Source organism: Paenibacillus sp. FSL E2-8871, assembly GCF_038000345.1.
In the GTDB taxonomy this organism is placed as follows: Bacteria; Bacillota; Bacilli; order Paenibacillales; family Paenibacillaceae; genus Paenibacillus_AQ.
This window is the reverse complement of sequence record NZ_JBBOBV010000001.1, coordinates 5730010-5748015: the sequence shown is the minus strand read 5'-3', so window position 1 is coordinate 5748015 and position 18006 is coordinate 5730010. Positions and strand designations below refer to the sequence as shown.

15 protein-coding genes are annotated in these 18006 nt (G+C 44.3%); 5 read left to right on the top strand and 10 right to left on the bottom strand.

Annotation, left to right across the window (positions count from 1 at the left end):
• Positions 1-280 precede the first annotated feature (280 nt).
• On the top strand, positions 281-1030 hold the full coding sequence (locus tag NYE25_RS25810) for a polysaccharide deacetylase family protein (RefSeq protein WP_052404165.1): 750 nt from the start codon (positions 281-283) through the stop codon (positions 1028-1030).
• Between the two features lie 66 nt (positions 1031-1096).
• Positions 1097-2068 (top strand): helix-turn-helix transcriptional regulator, encoded by a 972-nt coding sequence (locus NYE25_RS25805; protein WP_341147190.1) that lies wholly within the window; start codon positions 1097-1099, stop codon positions 2066-2068.
• Positions 2069-2243: 175 nt separating this feature from the next.
• Here the strand turns inward: NYE25_RS25805 and modB are convergent, their stop codons facing one another.
• From modB to NYE25_RS25780, 5 genes are all read right to left on the bottom strand, one after another.
• Complete coding sequence (modB, locus tag NYE25_RS25800; protein WP_341147189.1) at positions 2244-2906, bottom strand: molybdate ABC transporter permease subunit; 663 nt, start codon at positions 2904-2906, stop codon at positions 2244-2246.
• A gap of 35 nt (positions 2907-2941) precedes the next feature.
• Positions 2942-3736: a molybdate ABC transporter substrate-binding protein gene (modA, locus tag NYE25_RS25795; RefSeq protein WP_445667153.1), complete on the bottom strand. Its 795-nt coding sequence runs from the start codon at positions 3734-3736 to the stop codon at positions 2942-2944.
• Positions 3737-3967: 231 nt separating this feature from the next.
• Positions 3968-4933, bottom strand: coding sequence for a helix-turn-helix transcriptional regulator (locus tag NYE25_RS25790; RefSeq protein WP_341147187.1), 966 nt, complete (start codon positions 4931-4933; stop codon positions 3968-3970).
• 199 nt (positions 4934-5132) lie between these two features.
• Positions 5133-5819, bottom strand: a complete 687-nt coding sequence (locus tag NYE25_RS25785; RefSeq protein WP_076299145.1) for a hypothetical protein — start codon at positions 5817-5819, stop codon at positions 5133-5135.
• 191 nt (positions 5820-6010) lie between these two features.
• Complete coding sequence (locus tag NYE25_RS25780; protein ID WP_076283905.1) at positions 6011-6697, bottom strand: M50 family metallopeptidase; 687 nt, start codon at positions 6695-6697, stop codon at positions 6011-6013.
• 227 nt (positions 6698-6924) lie between these two features.
• Here NYE25_RS25780 and NYE25_RS25775 point away from each other — a divergent pair, with 227 nt between their 5' ends.
• Positions 6925-7392, top strand: coding sequence for a hypothetical protein (locus NYE25_RS25775; RefSeq protein WP_042185202.1), 468 nt, complete (start codon positions 6925-6927; stop codon positions 7390-7392).
• A 49-nt stretch (positions 7393-7441) separates the two neighbouring features.
• A complete protein-coding gene (locus NYE25_RS25770) occupies positions 7442-8146 on the top strand; it encodes an AIM24 family protein (protein WP_042185200.1) in 705 nt (234 codons plus the stop codon).
• 80 nt (positions 8147-8226) lie between these two features.
• Here NYE25_RS25770 and NYE25_RS25765 read toward each other — a convergent pair whose 3' ends face one another.
• Both NYE25_RS25765 and NYE25_RS25760 read right to left on the bottom strand, forming a co-directional pair.
• On the bottom strand, positions 8227-8682 hold the full coding sequence (locus tag NYE25_RS25765; protein WP_042185198.1) for a Dps family protein: 456 nt from the start codon (positions 8680-8682) through the stop codon (positions 8227-8229).
• A 185-nt stretch (positions 8683-8867) separates the two neighbouring features.
• On the bottom strand, positions 8868-10346 hold the full coding sequence (locus NYE25_RS25760; RefSeq protein ID WP_076299144.1) for a potassium/proton antiporter: 1479 nt from the start codon (positions 10344-10346) through the stop codon (positions 8868-8870).
• A gap of 194 nt (positions 10347-10540) precedes the next feature.
• Here NYE25_RS25760 and NYE25_RS25755 point away from each other — a divergent pair, with 194 nt between their 5' ends.
• The gene (locus NYE25_RS25755; protein WP_341147186.1) at positions 10541-11587 is read left to right on the top strand and encodes a GNAT family N-acetyltransferase; all 1047 of its coding nucleotides are present in this window, start codon (positions 10541-10543) and stop codon (positions 11585-11587) included.
• A gap of 433 nt (positions 11588-12020) precedes the next feature.
• Here the strand turns inward: NYE25_RS25755 and NYE25_RS25750 are convergent, their stop codons facing one another.
• The 3 genes from NYE25_RS25750 to NYE25_RS25740 form a co-directional block, all read right to left on the bottom strand.
• Positions 12021-14726: a discoidin domain-containing protein gene (locus NYE25_RS25750; protein WP_341147185.1), complete on the bottom strand. Its 2706-nt coding sequence runs from the start codon at positions 14724-14726 to the stop codon at positions 12021-12023.
• A gap of 51 nt (positions 14727-14777) precedes the next feature.
• Positions 14778-16298, bottom strand: a complete 1521-nt coding sequence (locus NYE25_RS25745) for a glycosyl hydrolase (RefSeq protein ID WP_341147184.1) — start codon at positions 16296-16298, stop codon at positions 14778-14780.
• A gap of 153 nt (positions 16299-16451) precedes the next feature.
• Positions 16452-18002 carry a glycosyl hydrolase gene (locus NYE25_RS25740; RefSeq protein WP_341147183.1) on the bottom strand — a complete coding sequence of 517 codons (1551 nt, stop codon included), beginning with the start codon at positions 18000-18002 and terminating at the stop codon, positions 16452-16454.
• Positions 18003-18006 lie beyond the last annotated feature (4 nt).

Genomic DNA, 18006 nt, shown 5'->3' with positions numbered 1-18006 from the left:
AATCTACTAAATGATAATGAAGAAATTGTCCGTAGCACTTCTATCAACTTGCTTAATGCTATCCGTTGCTTCTGCGGCTTCTGGAAATGGATACATTCATTAATCTTAACATTCATTAATCTTAACATTCATTAATCTTAACATTCATCACTATAACCACTGCCAGTTGTACTGACTCATACTCGCAGGAAAAAGACTGATCATTTTTTACAAAACTGAAACTATGAATATTTTAACCCTCCAAAGGAGCATTCTAAAATAAAAAAAAACAGGTGAATTCATGAAAACTAGCAGCAAAATTATGATGACTACCCTCTCTCTCTTGTTATGCTTCACGAACTCCGCTCTAGGTAGCCCGAGCAAGAACCGCGACTACTACGAAAAAAGAGGAGACATGATTTGGGAAGTACATACTAACCAAAAAGTGATTGCATTAACGTTTGATGACGGTCCTGACCCTTCTGAAACCGATCAAATATTAAAGGTATTGAGTCAATATCATGCGAAATGCACCTTCTTTGCCATAGGAAAAAGAATTGCAGCGTATCCAGATGTGGCGAAACGAGTCATTTCCGAAGGACATGAATTAGCTAACCATACCTACAATCACGTCTATTTTAGAAAACCTATTAATAAAGCCCAGTTTGAGCGGGAGCTTAATTTAACCGAAGAAGAAATTATAAAGGTTTCTGGAAAGCATAGTGCTTTGTTTAGACCCCCGGGTGGCATGTATGACGAGACACTAGTTGATACTTCAAACAACATGGGCCTAAAGCCTATTTTGTGGTCCTGGCATCAAGATACACGTGACTGGAATCGCCCTGGTGTGCAGAGTATCGCGAACAAGGTTATTCGAAATGCACATAACGGTGATATCGTCCTGTTTCATGATCATGTGCATGGACAATCTCAAACCAGAGAAGCGCTCAAAATTATTTTGCCGGAATTAGAAAAGCAAGGTTTTCGATTTGTCACCGTTTCAGAATTAATCAAATTATCCAATACACAGCAGGCAGGTAAAGCACAATAGCCTAATTGCACAGGACTTCAAAATAAGGTAGTCTTGTCCTATTATGAAGTTCTGGAGGCTTTTGTTATGTCTGATAACATATCCTATACGACTGAGGAAATTGCCCGTTTACTGAAGATCTCGAAATTAAAAGTATATGATCTGATTAAAAAAGGGGAGCTTCCCTCCTACCGTGTAGGAAAACAGATGCGTGTGGATCAATCCGATTTAGAAGCCTACAAACAGAATGCTCGAAGTGGCATGACCCTATCGACATCGCCGCTGACTTTTGCTGGAGCAAATCTAACACAAGTTGCCACATATTCTGGCCAATTTAATAGTAAAGCTACAGGACACAGCCTCGTGATTACGGGTCAGGATATGTCACTCGATATTCTGGCCACCTATTTGGAGCGTTGCCTGCCCACTGAGCGCCCTCTTCGTTCATACGCTGGCAGTCTAGATAGTCTGATTGCCATGTATCAGGGCGAGTCTGACATCGTCAGTACGCATCTGCTCGATGGGGATACTGGAGAATATAACCTTCCCTATATTCGTAAAATCCTTGTAGGCTTCTCTTATGTTGTAGTTCGTCTGTTGACCCGAAGTGCAGGATTGTATGTTCAAAAGGGAAATCCTAGAGGTCTTCATGAATGGTCCCATCTGCAACAGGATGGACTTAAACTGATCAATAGAGAAAGAGGCGCTGGTGCACGTGTGTTATTGGATGAGCAACTCCGATTGCACGGCATTCCTGCTACAGGGCTATCTGGATATGAGCAGGAGGAGAATAGCCATTTAGCGGTCGCCGGTAAAGTGGCACGAGGGGAAGCTGATGTGGCCATCGGTACCGAGAAAGCTGCTAAGATTGTCGATGGCATTGATTTCATTCCCTTGATTCAGGAGTCTTACGATCTAGTGATGCTTAAGAAACCGGAGCATGAGCAATGGATCGCCATAGTGATTGATATTTTACGCTCGCCAGCCTTTCAAAGTGAGCTTGGGTCCATTCACGGATATGATCTCACGGAAACCGGGACGATTATTTACGAAACCTGATAGTCATAGGCTTGCTTGCTTCTTATTAAAGAGGTTTTGTTTTAACGGTGCGTTTCTAAAGAAAAAAACCTAGTCCATCCAGGTTACTCCTGGATGGGCTAGGTTTTTTTAATTTATCAAGATTTCCAATCGACATTCCCATTGAAGTCAGCGGAGCGATCTATGTCGAGCATAATTAAGTACGCCGGTTCACAAACATCAACATCACAGCAGACATAACAATAATGGAGCACACCCACATCCAAGCAAGAGTCATGTTGCCGCCATCCACCGCGACATAGATCGCTGTAGGTACAGTCTGCGTGCGGCCAGGAATATTCCCAGCTACCATGATCGTTGCGCCAAATTCTCCTAAACCGCGGGCAAAACCTAGAACATACCCAGCAGCGAGTGACCGACCTGCAAGGGGCAATGTGACATAACGCAGTACCTGCAGTTCGCTCGCTCCTTGCGCACGCGCCGCATCTTCAAGATCCGCTTCCACGCCTTCAAAGCCCGCCTTCACCGTACGGTAAACGAGAGGAAAAGCTACGACAACCGCGGCGATAACCGCAGCCCCCCATGTAAAAAGGATCGTATGCTCCGTCACTTGTTCATACCATCTGCCAATCCAGCTGCGACGACCTAAGACGACCAACAATACAAATCCGACAACTGTCGGCGGTAATACGAGAGGAAGAAGCATTACAGTCTCAACCAAGCTATAACCAGGAAATTTCCGACCTGCCATAGCCTTGGCCCCGGCCGTTGCAAGAATAAATACAATGATGCTGGTAATTACTGAAATTTTAACGGAAAGCCATACCGGGGCGAAGAAATCAGTCCAATTTATTTCCATCCTTATTCACCCCGCCTCTACTCATGATTTCTTATTTAAGGAAGCAAGAAGCCATAGCTTGCAAAAATATCACTAGCCTCTTTGCTTTGAAGATAATTGTAAAATTCTTTAGCTTCCTTCTGATTCTTCGAATCCTTCACGATACCCGCCGGATAATTAATGGCTTTGTGAACATGCGGGCCTACGGTAAGAGCGATCTTCGTCTTTTTCGAAGTCAACGCATCAGTCTTATATACAAAGCCTGCATCGACATTCCCCGTTTCGACGTAAGACAGAACCTGACGTACATCCTTCGCAAATACAAGTTTGTTGTGCAGCGTATCCCATACCTTCTTCGCAGTTAACGATTGCTGAGCATATTGGCCTGCGGGCACAGATTCAGGCTGCCCTACCGCTACCTTTTTAAAGGATTTGTCCGTAAGTTGAGTGATCGTATTTAATGTAGCTTTTGAATTCGAAGGCACGACTAGAACCAACTGATTCTTAAGCAGAACCTTATGGTCAGAGATCAGTCCAGCATCCACTAACGCATTCATCTGCTTATCCCCTGCAGAGAAGAACAGATCCGCCGGAGCACCCTGCTCAATCTGCTTCTGTAATGTGCCAGATGCAGCATAATTAAAGACCAAATCAATATCGGGATGCTTCTTCTCATAGAGAAGCGCCATTTTATCTAAGCTATCTTGCAAGCTGGCTGCAGCGGATACTATAATCTCTGTCTTCTTGGCGGCTGCCTCCACCTCCAACCCTGTGCCCGCAGATAAATTCACAACCAAAAAAATTGCTAATACACCAAAGATTCTGACTGACCATTTCTTAAACATTTCCATTCCTCCCATTTTCACATGTATATATGTAGATGCTATTCTAGCATACGTTTTTTCGATTTTCTATAGATTGAGTTGTGTTTGGATATGTTTAGTTATATATTGTTATAATTAGATAGTTAGAAATGAGTATCTTGGACTTACTCGCAAAAAAAGGATGCCACCGGCAACCATTTAAATGGTTGCTCAAGCACCCCATCTTTCGAATTGAACGAAGGTCAAATGAGCGTATCACTATTTATAGTGCGAACTCCATTTTTCCAACTGCTGCCTGATTACTTCACGATAATAGTACGGTTCAATGATTTCCGCTTCTTCTTCGAATCTCTTAATCCAGCGGACAAATCCTATATCTTGTTCCACGGCAACCTTAAAGTGAAAACATCTAGATTGACGATCCACTTTACTTGGCTTAAAAGGCAATTCATCCTTCTTAATTCCTTCCATTACCCGTTCCGAGAATTTCACTTTGAATTCTACCTGTAAACTATCCCTATCGAGTGACCATTTCTGCTTCATAAAGGCTTGCACATCAAACGCTTCCTTCGAAAAAAAACGATTTAATGGCTTCACATTAGAAAAATCGTTGATATGATATGTACGAATAACACCCTGACGATGACAAAATCCAATGAGATGAAAACGACTTTCCAGCGGGACCAGACAATAAGGATCAATGGTGATCCCTTTCTCTTCTAATGCATTCTCACTATAATTCGCTTGAATACTCTTTTGCTTTAATAAAGCCTCCAGGATCGGAGTAAGAAATGAGTGTTGTTCCATATGCGAACTGCTTCTTTCTGCCCACCCCACCCCTACTTCTCTTCTTGCACGTTCTATTGTTTCTTCTCTCTCCGCCTTACGTTTATATTCAGCGGCAACTATTTTTTCATACGCGCTTTCAAAATCTATGGGTAATGCTGGTTTTATATCTTCCATAATATAGCGTAATTGCGAAAAAGCGTTTGCTTCTTCTTCCGACCAATCCAAGGGATAGAGTGCAAAATTCCCAATAAAAGCATAACCTTTTCCATGCCCCAGGTGGGTTATGGGAATATGCATGGCGCTAAGCGCGTCCATATCCCGGTAAATCGTTCTCTCGCTGTTGCCGCAGCGTTCCGCCAATTCACGGGCTAATATCCCTGGCTTGGCTTGAACAAGTGTAATAATGCGCATCAGTCGGATTAATCGGTCTGTCATATTCAGTTCCCCTTGATTTATGGTTAAATAGACCCATTATTTTATGAAAAAAAGTAAAATTGTGATAGAACTTTTTTACTATGTTACCACATTTTATATTACAATTCTTCTTATAATTTTCCGCCGAATCCGCTGAAAAATCCAATTTATGTATAGGTCTTTTTTCGCTTATGTGCATCCTCGTGCAGTGAGTCCTATATTAAATTCCACCAACGGCTTTACTTCGTTGCTGATGCTCGAACCCGATCTGTTTATACAACATTTCAGCCTCTTTAAGCAGCAAAGGATCTCCAGAGCGTACTGCGAGTAGCAACATCTTATCCGCATGTCGATTGAGCATTTCGTGAGCTTCACTATGCTGGCCTTTACTTCGTAGTGCCTCTGCTTCTTCAACCGTTTCAGCCGTCTTCAACAATTCCAGATGCTTCTCAACATAAAAGCAGCAAGTATCGCTCAGAATGCGTGTATGATGCGCGTACTCCAGCTCAAGTACCTTCACGGGAAGTTCACGAACGCGCTCTACGGTTGGTTTTTTATACTTCCACTGTAGGGATAATGCTTCATATTTACCTGCTACAGAACTAGAAGTAGTGAACTCCAATCCTATGAATTTGCGTTGTCCTGTTTTTATTTTTCCAAGCTTAAGCAAGAGTGAATTTCCTTCTCCAGCCTCCATTTCACATCCATAACAGCGCTTAAAAGTTACATGTGGCTCAAGCCAAACTCGTAGTTCAATATCACGTGCAACCACTTTGTGGCTGCTTGGTCGGCTATTTTCTGAAGGCAAATTTCCTTTCCATTCGACAAGTAAAACAACATCGCGATTTCCACCTGCAAAAATACGATCTTGACCCCACGTAAATATAGGAGTAATACTTTCCATCATATTTTCCACCTCTTTCTTTTTTTGGGTCTTCTATTAATGTACCAATAATGGCGGACAACTCCATGTCATGGAATGTATGTTCGGTTCTATATTATCGACAAAAAAAGAGCCATTCTACATACTAAGTAGACTGACTCTCGCAAAAACAGCCCCTTTTGTCTGTTTATGACGAAAATTTTATGTTTTTAACTTTAACGACTCTGAAGTTTAGGCTGCACTCGCTCCCGCTTAAAAAATAGTCCCAGCGCCCATTTGGCGCAAAGCAGAGAAAATATAAAAAATAGGACTGCCCAAAATATGGCCGGCACCGATGTCATCCTTGCCAGGTTACTGGCATCTCCCGCGCGAGATGGGGATACAACGGCCGCATATACGAGAAATAAACTTCCCATTACAGACTCTTCCAAGGTCAAAAAAGCTAATAACAAATAATAATATTTGCTGGCCTTTTTCCACACCACCAGCATTAAAACATTCAGCGCAATAAACCCGCCTAACCACATCATTCCGAAGCTTCCCCGCACGTACATTACCAGCATAATCAATGCTACAGTAGTAGCTAAGATAAGTCCCCAATCATGCCGTCCTTTACTGTAGAGATAGAAGAGCAGCAATGCGAATAAGGAAGCAAGCACATACCCGGATAGCGACACCAGTATCGCTCTGCCTCCATCTTGAATGGCTGAATAGGTGACCCCACTATGATTCGCGTATAGTTCAATCCGCAGCACACTGCCAGACAGCAGTAAAGTCACCAGCGCATGACCAAATTCATGAATCATCGTGTCCAAATTCCGAAACAAAGATGAGAATGGAATCAACCTCGTCAAAAAAGCAGATCCGACCAAAAATAACATTGTCTTAAGCCATTTATTCATTCCGCAGCAGCCCCTTTCCGTCCAAAGTATACGATAAATAGTCCCTCTTCTCAATCATGTTGAGCACAGTCAAAATCGTTCTTTACAATGAAGTGTAACCTCACTTTAAAGAGGCAAATATTACTGACCCAAGAAGCCCTATTCACGTTTAGCGTACGCTGTCAGAAGCTGTCAAGCTGTGTTAAAATAAAAGAAATACAAGCCTAAATTGGGTGGTGATTATATAGATGAAACAACGTAAATACCGTAAATATCTACAGCTGTTATGTTCGCTCCTGCTTCTGCTGACCCTTTCCATATCTCTTCCGGCCCCAGTAGCACAAGCCAATATATTCAGTGATATCTATAATGGATTCAAAAGCTTCTCTGAGCTTCCAAATGAAGTCAATGAATTGAAAGAAGGATTTCAGCAGACAGCTGAAGAGCTACAACAGGCGAAAGATAAGCTTACGAATACCATGCAGGAAATGGAGGCCTACCGGACACAGAACGAAGCCCTGCAGGAGCAGAATCGCCAACTAACGCAGATGGTTGATGAGTTGCAAAATGACCGGACGGCACGCGAAGAATATTATCATAAAATCAAAGTGACTATTTTTACAGGGATTGGTCTAATTCTGGGGTATTTTATACTCATCCGTATTGTTCGTTTCAGCATGCTTCACCGTTCTAGAAAAGGAGACCGCCTGCGCTAATCTTGAACATTCAGTAAAGATCACGTCTACAGCATGAGGGAGATGAAATATGAACATCGATGTCCAAGATGAAAGCGACAGCGGGAGCGGACAAGCCGTAGCCTTCACCCTTGGGGAGAAGGAAGAGGTTCATGTGCTGCACCCACAACAAATTATCGCTTATCAAGGGCCTGCCACTGGACGGGCAGACAGATTTATGGATGTAAAGGGCATCTATCGCAAGCGAAAACTGATTCGTTCGGATATGTCTGGCCCTTGCCATTTTGTCGCCGCCCTTCCACCAGGTTATCGGGTAAAGATTCTGCAGCTTGATGGAAAGAGCGATTTATTGTACGACTTTAAACATCTCTTCTTCTACAGCAAGGGAGTTACGATGGATACACGAGTGCTGAGTATGAAGAATGTGCTCGTTACACGAGATATTGTGAAAGTGAAATTTACGGGTAACGGCATCATTGGCATATTAACCGAAGGTACGGTATGTGAAGCTGAGCTTCATCCTTACAATCCGCTCTATGTGGATGCAGGAAGCATTATTGCCTATCCTGAGAATGCGAAGCTGGAGCTTACCGTTTACGGCAACCATTTAGCTAGCCAGCATATGAGTTATCATTGGAAGATGACGGGCCACGGCCCTGTGTTGTTTCAGGCCGGACGCCAGAATCGCCGATTTGAAAGAGATAATAACGATGATGGAATTATTAAACGATTTCTGCGCGAAGCCGTGCCATTTGGTGGAGTATTTATTAAATAGAATGCTTCAAAAAAAAGAGCGCCATGCGTTAACAATACGCAGGCGCTCTTTGTGTATTCTATCCCTATAAGGATGTTGTCTTAGCCGATAAAGGCATTCAACATCCAAGCATGTTTCTCAATGCTGCTTCTGATGCCAATCAGCAGATCCGCAGTTGGTTGATCGCTCAATTCTTCAGCAGTAGCAATTGCATCTTGCAGTTCTTTAGCAACAGTCTTAAAGTCTCTCACAAGCTCAAGTACCATACCTTTAGCATCTTCGCCGCCGCGGGCTTCTTGTAAGTCGGACAATTCAAGATATTGCTTCATTGTGGAGGCTGGTTGTCCACCAATAGAAAGCAAACGCTCAGCCAAATCATCTGCATAACCCGCAGCTTCATTGTATAGCTCTTCAAACTTCTCATGAAGTGTGAAGAATTGAGATCCGCTAACATACCAGTGATAATGATGAAGCTTTACCCCGAGCAGGAACCAGTTCGCAGTTTGGCGGTTCAAAGCAGCTTGCAGTTCAGTATGGTTCTTTAATTGTGTTGTCATTAATAAAACCTCCTATGGTTCATTTATTATAATTGTATTTAGACTCGTTCTAAATCTATATACAATTTAACACACTCTTTCGTGTTTTGCAACTATTCTGGAGATTATATGTTGTGCCGATTCTAGCACAGCTTATGTTATGAAGCCTATTATGTGTGTCACACTTTGGTAAAAGAGTCTCTTCTCTAGATTAAAGAAACATCCTCCTCCGCGGTCTTTCCTTTCCTGCTGCGGAAGAAAGCCCTCATCTCATCACGCTTACTCTTTGGACTTAGGACATACACAGTATCCCCAGGCTCAATAACAGTACTGCCATGCGGAGTGACAATCTTTTTATTGCGGATAATTGCCGTAAATAAGATATCATCTGGTAGACCTATTTCTGAAATCTTCTGTCCAGCAATCGGCATATAAGGGTTAATTCCAATATGGTTAAACTCCGAGTCTGTCTTGCCAAGAGCAACCAGCTCCATCAGGGAAGGCTGATCTGAATCTTCTTGCCCCACAAGCTTCAATCGGGATGCTAGCGGGGAAATACTAGTTCCCTGAATCACCGCCGAGGTCAGTACGACAAAGAATACAACATTAAAGAATAGTCGTCCGTGAGGCAGATCAGCCAGCAGCGGATAAGTCGCTAACACAATCGGAACGGCTCCACGAAGTCCGGCCCAAGAAATCAAAGTCTTCTCGCGGATCGTAAATTTGGAAAAGTGCAGGCTTATAAATACACCGATTGGTCTAGCTACAACCATCAGAATGACGGATAACAAGATACCTTGCCATGCCACTTCCGCCAGCTCCTGTGGAAATACTAACAAACCAAGCAGTATGAACATAAATATTTGCATCATCCAAGCAAAGCCATGACTAAAATTCATAATGGTACGGTGATACATTAGCTCGGAATTCCCAAGCGTAAGGCCCATAACATAAACAGCCAGCAGCCCGCTGCTATGTACCCATGCTGATAAACCATAGGTCAGAACAGCAAAGCCAATCGCCATTACTGGATAAAGACCTGTAGAATCCAGGTTAATTCGATTGATACAGAAAACTGCGATCTTCCCCAGCACAAAACCCAGTACTAAGCCAATGCCCATCTCCCATATAAAAGACAACAGCAGCCCCCATATCGCCATATCCGGATGCTGTATCCATTCGATTAGCGAGACTGTCAAGAATACCGCCATTGGATCGTTGCTTCCTGATTCTGCTTCTAACGTCGAGGTCAGACGTTTATCAATGTTCTTACCGCCGAGTACCGAGAAGACTGCAGCCGCATCTGTCGATCCAACGATCGCTCCAAACAGAAAGCTTTCTGGCCATGTCACATCAAGGATCAGCTTAGCGAATACCCCTACAATGGCTGTCGTCATGATTACGCCTACCGTTGATAAGGATAATGCTGGCCGAATAACAGGTTTAATATCCTTAATATTCGTCTGCATGCCACCTTCGAATAATATGACAACCAATGCGAAGATCCCGGCCATTTGCGTTAAGGAAGCATTGTTAAAAAAAACAAATTGGCTTAGCACCATCCCCGCAGCAAGAAACAGCACTAAAGCTGGCATTCCAAATTTAGTGGAGAACTTGGTGGAAAATACGCCTACAAGCAGGAGTGCTGCCAGTAATAATATAATATTATCTGCAAGTTGGGACACCGATTATTCACTTCCCTTTCTCTTCTAGCTTTAAAATATAAGAAGCTTCCTTATTTATGTACTTTATTACCCTTTTCGATATCCTTTTGAGACATTGAATAATATAAACAAGATTGGAGATTTCATTCCCCGGGCCTTATACTTTATGTAAATGCTTTCTCCCCATCGTGTGTACATATAGGAGGTTGAATGTTATGCAATTGAGATTAATTAAACCTGCGGAGCTAGACCAAGCGGCTCTGCTCGCAGATTCTGTCTTTCGTGAACCGGGTGCCACTTCAATGAAAGAACTGTTTCCACTTATTTTCCGCCCTGGACTCAGTCATTCCTACGCGGCTATTGCCGATGACGGAACGGTTGCCGCTTTCATGGGGCTCGTACCCTCCACGATCAAGACTGGAGATGCTTTCCTGAATGTATTCTCCATAGGTGCTGTCTGCACCGATCCCGCTTTTCGGGGCCATGGACTGGCGGGCCAACTTCTACAGCTATGCCAGAGTCATGCTGCCGAGGCCGAGGCATCGCTGATTTTTGTCTCGGGTGATCGTTCGCTATACACCCGAGCAGGGTGCGTACCGTTCGGAGGTACGCAATTTGCCGAGCTGAACGCAAGCTCAGCTCAGGCACTTGCAGCCGCAGCAGGAGAAGAATGGACGCTGCGGCCAATGCAGCCGGGCGACTTCTTCGCCGTCTACCGGCTGCTCAATGAACGCGAAGCCGGACATGTATATAGTCCGGGTGAGCTGGCGCTGCTGCTAGGGACCGAGGCTTACGCGGGTGTGATGGGCTTAGCCCAGCGCACACTCGTAGCCGTTCGGGACGGCAGCATCGAGGGGTTCGCCGCGGTGGCTGTGCCCGCGGCTGCGGACGTACCAGCGCCGAACGCGGCGACGGCGGTGGAATGGGCCGGCCAGCCGAGCGCGGTAGCGGCATTGCTGGCCAAGGCGGCCTTGTGCGGCGGCGTTGGCACGCTGCAAGTGCCTGTGCCGTGGCAGGAGCGCGGCTTGCTCGCGCTCCTGCGGGACGCCGGCGCCAGCTTAAGCGGTGGCGCGAACAGCGGAACGGTCTGCATCGCAGACCGGGAAGCGCTATTGCGGCAGACCGAAGGCTGCCGCAAGGGCCTCGACTTGTCGTCCGTGCAGGACGACAAGGAGCTGATCTCGCTGCTCTTTGATCCAGCGAGTTCAGAGGATTCTGATGCCATTCCTTTACCGTATATGTCTGGACTTCGTTTCATTTAACGGATTTAAACAAGAATAAACGGAAGCCGTCCTTTTAAGGACGGCTTCCGTTTCTGCGAGAAAGAGAAAGATAATATATGCCGTGGAACATATACATTCTGATCTATGAGGATATCCCAAACTCCCCCACCTTCTGCACTCAGTCTAAGAAATTGTGATGGGGCGTTGGGGAAGGAGTTTTATGGGGAAAAACTCCCTCTATTTAGGATGATCTCCTCAAATTGCCCAGTTATGCGGAATTTCTCTCTATAATACGGAGGATTTTCTAAAAAACGGCGATATCCGCTGGAATACAGGGAGAAATTCCCTATATTCCACCTGTTCAACCCTAAAACACAAAATTTATAGGTAAAAATCCCCTATTCCATTGTAGATCTATCTCACAGTAATTTAGTATGCGCTATAAATGATTATATAAATTCAAATGATACCCTTATTCTCTGGAATACACCTGCAGCTCTTGAATGGACCAATAATTCCCGCCGGCTCCGTTCTGTACAATTTTGACATACCTCGTCTTCACTTTAGAAAAGGATATCTTAGTAAGCTCTTTCGTACCTTTACCAGACGTGAGTTTTTTCCAGTTTTGAGCATCGTCAGAAATATAGACTACATAGTCTCTTGGATAATCAAAAGGTGATAACGTGCTATCCAAATCTATTCTTTCAATTTCATGTGCTTCACCCAGATCAATCTGAAAATACTCTCCGGAAACCTGATGTTTCCCCGTATCCCAGCGCGTGCGCCGATCCCCATCGATAGCCAGACTCGGAGCTGATGCTGCCGTATTCACATTTGAGGATACCTTCCATTTAGTACGATCCAGAGGAACCAGTCCGGTTGCTGTAATCTGAACTTTATCGGACAGTAAATTAGAGCCGGATACCCTTACCGCGTAGGTATATAACGTCCCTTCACGTAAATTATGATCCGTATATTCTGTAAGCTTCACATCGGTGGCTACCACCTTCATATCCCCGCCGCTACCTTCAGCGCGAAGCAGCTCATAGCTTGCTCCTGGGGCCTCCAACCAATTTAATTTTACAGCTAAACCTTTTGTTGCTGCGGTTTTGAATCCTTTAGGGGCCGACGGCTTTACTTCAGAGGAAGGCTGCAAAATATACTGCACAGCCTCTCCTGGAGCAAGTGTCTCCGTAAAGGTTAACGTGGGAGTAGCCTTTTTACCTGTTACATAACTTCTTGCTTTTTCATAGGTATCCCCGTTTCCAAAACGTTCCCCTTCATACACCCCGTTTTTCGGCATAGTCACATTTACACTCACAGTTTGTGGAGTAGACTCAAAGTTAACGAAATTAACCAGCACCTTATTTGAGGTCGCTCCACTTCCCGCAAGAGGCTTCAATGTAGAAGTATCCACGGCCCGAACATAAACCAGCTTGTCGGCTAACACATCTTTGTTTGCAACTTGGTAAGTTAATGGAGCTCCATGCGTAGCATAAGCAAGACTGAGCCTTCTCATAATGCTGACACGTGAATCCTCGTTCTCTTCTGTATAGTAAATCTCTGTGGTTGCCGGATCATGCTCTTCTAAATTAAACCCGTATTTAAATAAACTGAAATCCTTAAAAAAAGCAGCATGCTGCACAAACATATCTGCATAACCAATATGCGCACGCATGATCCGGTCGAATACAGCCGCTGTCCGCTCCGTCGCCCCGTATTGATAGGCATCCACATGACTGTCCGAGGTACCAAATTCAGTGGTCAGCATTTTTTTACCGAGTCCATTGTCTGCGCCAGTGAAGGTCTTCAAATTCTCAGTAAAGCTTCCTCCATTACTAAAAATATAAGAGTCGCCGTAGGAGTGTCCATTGGTCAAATCCGTAACCTTCTCCAGCTCCATACGTTGCTCTGGATCACGTTCCCAGCCATCCGGATCTCCACATTCCTTCCCGGTTCCCTTCTGATTACCACAGGAATCTTCACTGTAGCTCGGCCAATACGCCCAGCCCGGAGCAACTGTTTGTAAATGGGGCGCGATTTGCTTACCCTTTTTATTCAACCAGTCCGCAATCGCCAAGTTAACTGCCTTAGAACGATTGAATAACCCTGGCTCATTATCTACCTCATAATATTGAAAATAAGGGCTATATTGTTCAAAATAATCTGTCAGCTTTTTCTCCGCATCAGCAGGCAACGATCCATCTGCCTTAAGCTTAATATCACCAGTATGCAAATACAGAGCAACCGCCTGCATGTTGTAATCCTGCAATACCTTGTAATATTCCAGCATATCTGAGCAGGATCTCCCGACATCACTGGCACAGCTGGTACGCATCACATTGCCGCTATAAGCCATCCCTAGCCATTTGATAACATAAGGCAAGTGCGTAACCGCACCTTCATCAAAGTAAAACTGCTTATTATTCACTACTGTTCCGGTCAGTGTATAGCTGCCATGAATAGGCTCGGAAATTGGAGCGTTAAGAGATTCTAAACGGAGATTATCCCAAGTCCACCAGGAATATTCGTCTTCTTTGTCACTGCAATATAAACAGCGAACCGTTTGCAGCTTCAATTCGTTCGTTCCCAGCTTCAATTGCTCCTTGGGAATGTATAATTCATAGGATTTTTGAAAGCTATATTCACTTTCTGTGCCCGATACGCCCGCAATTTGAATGATCCCTGACAATTGATGATTGGAAAACACACTCATTTGCGGCACGGATTTATAAGCATCCAGAATTCCTACGCTAAATAAGACCCCATTCTCCGGGATCTTATTTAGCTGATAAGTGATCGTTAATTCCGGCTGGGTCTTTCCATTCAAGCCTGCAGGCAAGCTCTGAAGAGCCGATGATTTGAGCGCTGAGTAAGGAACATTAAATACCTTCTTACTGCCAGAAGTGCCACTCGCAGCGAACTCAGCTGCTGAGCCATCATGTTGTCCCAGATTCCAGATCACAGTACCATCCGGTATTTCTGCTGCAACATCACTTCCTGTAGATAGTCTCGGTATATTGGCACCTACCTTATAATCGTTTGTCTTATTCGTTCCGAAAACAGAGACAGACAACAGAAACAAGACGGTTAATGCGGTGAATTTCAGTAATAACAGTAATGGTTTGTTTGCAGTTATCCTATTTTTTCTATTAGATATTCTCCTCGTTATTCCCATCCATAGGTCCTCTCTTTCTTCCGGAATGTCTAACCCTATCATTTCATTAGATTAAGGAAGGAACAATGCCCCTTGTGGAATCACCTGCTGCTTCTGGCTGGAACTCTCCCACAGCAAGCGAAGATTAGCATCTCCTTCATTCTCATAATATTCAATTTGGATATCATAAAGTGTTCCGGCTGTGAGCGGGATACTTCCTTTATGAAGGGTTGCACTTTGATTTTTCCAATTATCGATGATCAGCTTTCCGTCAATCCAGACACGGACTCCATCATCAGAGGATGCCGAAATCGTATATTTTTCACTGAATTTGGGTTTGAGCTTCCCTTTCCAGCGAACAGAAAAATGATCTTCATCTATCTCCTGTGCAGGTGACCCGCCATGCCAATTAAAATCAATCTTACGATCATCGCGGATAAGTACCGCTTCTCCCTCTAAATCAGTATTGTTATAATATTCTCCAGTCAAACCCGTTGGAGTTACCGGGATTACCGGTGCTATCGAAGGGCCTCCTGTTGTGAGAACGTAATCCTCTCTCGATACTATAAACGAGTCATTCATAAAGCTTTTAATTGACTGTAGCGTATTATTTTCTGTCAGTAATTTTCCCCAGGTCATCATATAGACCCATTTATTTTGTTTCTCAGTTAATACATCCGGGTTCGGCAGCTGCCCACTCTCCCCGATTCCGATAGGTTTACCTTCAGCAAGTGCGAGCAGATCTTCATAGTAGGACTGCTTATAATCGTTATTGTAGATATCCGCAGCCAGAACATCGAGTTTATCCGCACCGGGATAATATGCAGCATAAGGATCTGCCCATTCATTCGGCGCATTTGGATTCCACACCCACAGTAGATTATTCAGTTGATGTGTGTTTACAAAACGATCATAGACAATATTCCAAAGCGCTGAAAAATTGTCCTTTTTCCCCCACCAAAACCAACCGCCGTTCATTTCATGGTAAGGTCGCCATAAAACTGGAACTCCGGCATCACGCAGCTGTCCCAAATAGCCAGCGATCTCGTCTAGATCAGAGATTAGACTCTTATACTGAGCCGTCCCAGGCGTAACATAAGTATTAAACTTCTCTTGACTGAGACTTCTGTTTACATTGGACCACTCCGGAGAAGTCCCCGGCAAACTCTGATGGAATGTCATGGCTACAATGCCACCCTCTTGATGCCACTCCATTGCACTGTCTATAACAGCTTGTCGCTGTTCTGCGATCGTCCCTTCGGGTTGATTATTAATTGCCCCCAATTCATAACCATGTAGAACGGCATTTTGTCCCGATGTATTCTTCAGCTTATGAACCAGTTCATCTGGACTTTCTAGATAATCATGCTGGCCAGACAGGATTCCTTTGCCACGTAGATTCACCAAATTACTCAGCAGTTGCTTGGCTTCTTCAGAAGCTGATGGATTGCTTGGTATAGCCGGAGGAAGAGCGGAAGAAACACTCATAGCCTTCGGAAGACCCTTAACCTCTCCCCAAGGCAGCAAGGAAAAAATAATAAACACCGGTAATATAGTAAACAACAATCTGTTTTGCTTATAATATTTACGCAAATAAATCCTCCTTTCGGTAGCTGTACTGCCTCCACAGGTGCTAAATAAACATACCTGTTATCGGACAATCGTCTTCTGACCTAATGAGGACTATAGCTTAGTAGCTCTGCAATAACGCAGAGCCACTAAGGATCGACCTGTAATTTTCATCAATCAGGAGACATCCGGAAGATAAAGTGCACTTGCTGGAACTGTCTCTTTAGCTTGACTAGCACTTTCCCACATCAAGCGGACTCTCGCATCGCCTTCATTTTCGTAATACTCCACCTTGATATCGTATAGCTGACCAGCCTTCAGCGTTATACTACCCTTACGCTCAGTACCACTTTGCTTAGTCCAACTATCAATCACGGATTGCCCATTCACCCACACACGGATGCCATCATCTGAGGTAGTGTAAAATGTATATTGCTCATCATATAATGGCTTAATTTTACCGCTCCAACGTATGGAGAAACGATCAATCCCGAGGGCGGCATCCGGCGATCCTTGCCGCCAATTGAAATCGATAATTGCATCAGTTCTAGTAAGAGCTGCTGTTCCCGATAGCTGTATGTTGTTGTAATATTCTCCTGCAAGCCCCTTCGCAAGAGGAATGGCTGCCTCCCCCTCTTCTTCGGGAGGTGCCGGCGCTGGTGCAGCGCTAGGTGTCGGTGCCAGACCAGTATTTAATTTATCTCTGGTCAGGGTATAGTTGCTATTCATAAATGTTTTGATTGTATCTGCACTGTTATTCTCGTAAAGCATTTTTCCCCAGCTCATCATATACGTCCATTTACTTTGTGATTGCTGAAGCTTCTCCAGATTAGGCATTTCACCATTCTCCCCGATCGCAATCGGTTTGCCTGCGGCTAGACTCAACAAGCTGTCATAGTATTTTTGCTGGTAATCATTTTCGTATATATCTGCTGCCAGAATATCTACTTTATCAGCACCTGGATAAGTTAGCGCATAAGGATCTGACCAAACATTGGGAGCATTCGGACTCCATACCCATAACAAATTATTTAATTTATGAACGTTAACAAAACGGTCATACATAATATTCCAAAGTTTAGAAAAGTTATTTTTCTTCCCCCACCAGAACCAGTTCCCGTTCATTTCATGATAGGGTCTCCAAAGCACCGGAACATTGGCATCGCGCAAGCTTTTTAGGGAGACTGCCACCTTATCAAGTTCAGCGATCAGATTGTTATATTGCTTGGTACCCGGTGTAACGTAACTATCGAACTCATTCTGACTAAGTGTTTTTTTCACATTATCCCAGCCATAAGAGGTGCCCGGCAGGTTAGCATGAAAAGTCATAGCTACGATCCCGCCCGCTTTATTCCAGTTGATGGCGCTGTTCACCACATTTTGACGCTGCCAGGCCATCGTTCCTTCTGACTGACCGCTGATCGCGCCCAGTTCATAACCGTGAAGAGCGGCATATTGTCCGCTGGTTCCCTTCAGCATATTGTTAATTTCATCTGGACTTTCTAAATAGTCATGTTGACCAGCAATAATACCTTTTCCTGAGATCGAGTAAAAATAGTTAAGCAGCTTTACGGCTTCAGGTGAGGCTCCTGGGGTAACTGGCGTTCCAGAATTTGAAGCAGCTATGACAACAGACGGCGAAATTCCAACAGTAAGCGGAAGTGCAGTCAGAAACAAGACGAGTGACAGAAATGCGCCAAATAATCGATACGTACGGTAAGCTTTCAAAATA

Excerpts from the sequence above, each read along its gene's own strand:
- modA (WP_445667153.1), bottom strand. The coding sequence starts at position 3,736 with ATGGAAATGTTTAAGAAATGGTCAGTCAGAATCTTTGGTGTATTAGCA.
- NYE25_RS25770 (WP_042185200.1), top strand. The coding sequence starts at position 7,442 with ATGAACATCGATGTCCAAGATGAAAGCGACAGCGGGAGCGGACAAGCC.
- NYE25_RS25755 (WP_341147186.1), top strand. The coding sequence starts at position 10,541 with ATGCAATTGAGATTAATTAAACCTGCGGAGCTAGACCAAGCGGCTCTG.
- NYE25_RS25810 (WP_052404165.1), top strand. The coding sequence starts at position 281 with ATGAAAACTAGCAGCAAAATTATGATGACTACCCTCTCTCTCTTGTTA.
- NYE25_RS25750 (WP_341147185.1), bottom strand. The coding sequence starts at position 14,726 with ATGGGAATAACGAGGAGAATATCTAATAGAAAAAATAGGATAACTGCA.
- NYE25_RS25775 (WP_042185202.1), top strand. The coding sequence starts at position 6,925 with ATGAAACAACGTAAATACCGTAAATATCTACAGCTGTTATGTTCGCTC.
- NYE25_RS25805 (WP_341147190.1), top strand. The coding sequence starts at position 1,097 with ATGTCTGATAACATATCCTATACGACTGAGGAAATTGCCCGTTTACTG.
- NYE25_RS25790 (WP_341147187.1), bottom strand. The coding sequence starts at position 4,933 with ATGACAGACCGATTAATCCGACTGATGCGCATTATTACACTTGTTCAA.
- modB (WP_341147189.1), bottom strand. The coding sequence starts at position 2,906 with ATGGAAATAAATTGGACTGATTTCTTCGCCCCGGTATGGCTTTCCGTT.
- NYE25_RS25780 (WP_076283905.1), bottom strand. The coding sequence starts at position 6,697 with ATGAATAAATGGCTTAAGACAATGTTATTTTTGGTCGGATCTGCTTTT.
- NYE25_RS25785 (WP_076299145.1), bottom strand. The coding sequence starts at position 5,819 with ATGATGGAAAGTATTACTCCTATATTTACGTGGGGTCAAGATCGTATT.
- NYE25_RS25765 (WP_042185198.1), bottom strand. The coding sequence starts at position 8,682 with ATGACAACACAATTAAAGAACCATACTGAACTGCAAGCTGCTTTGAAC.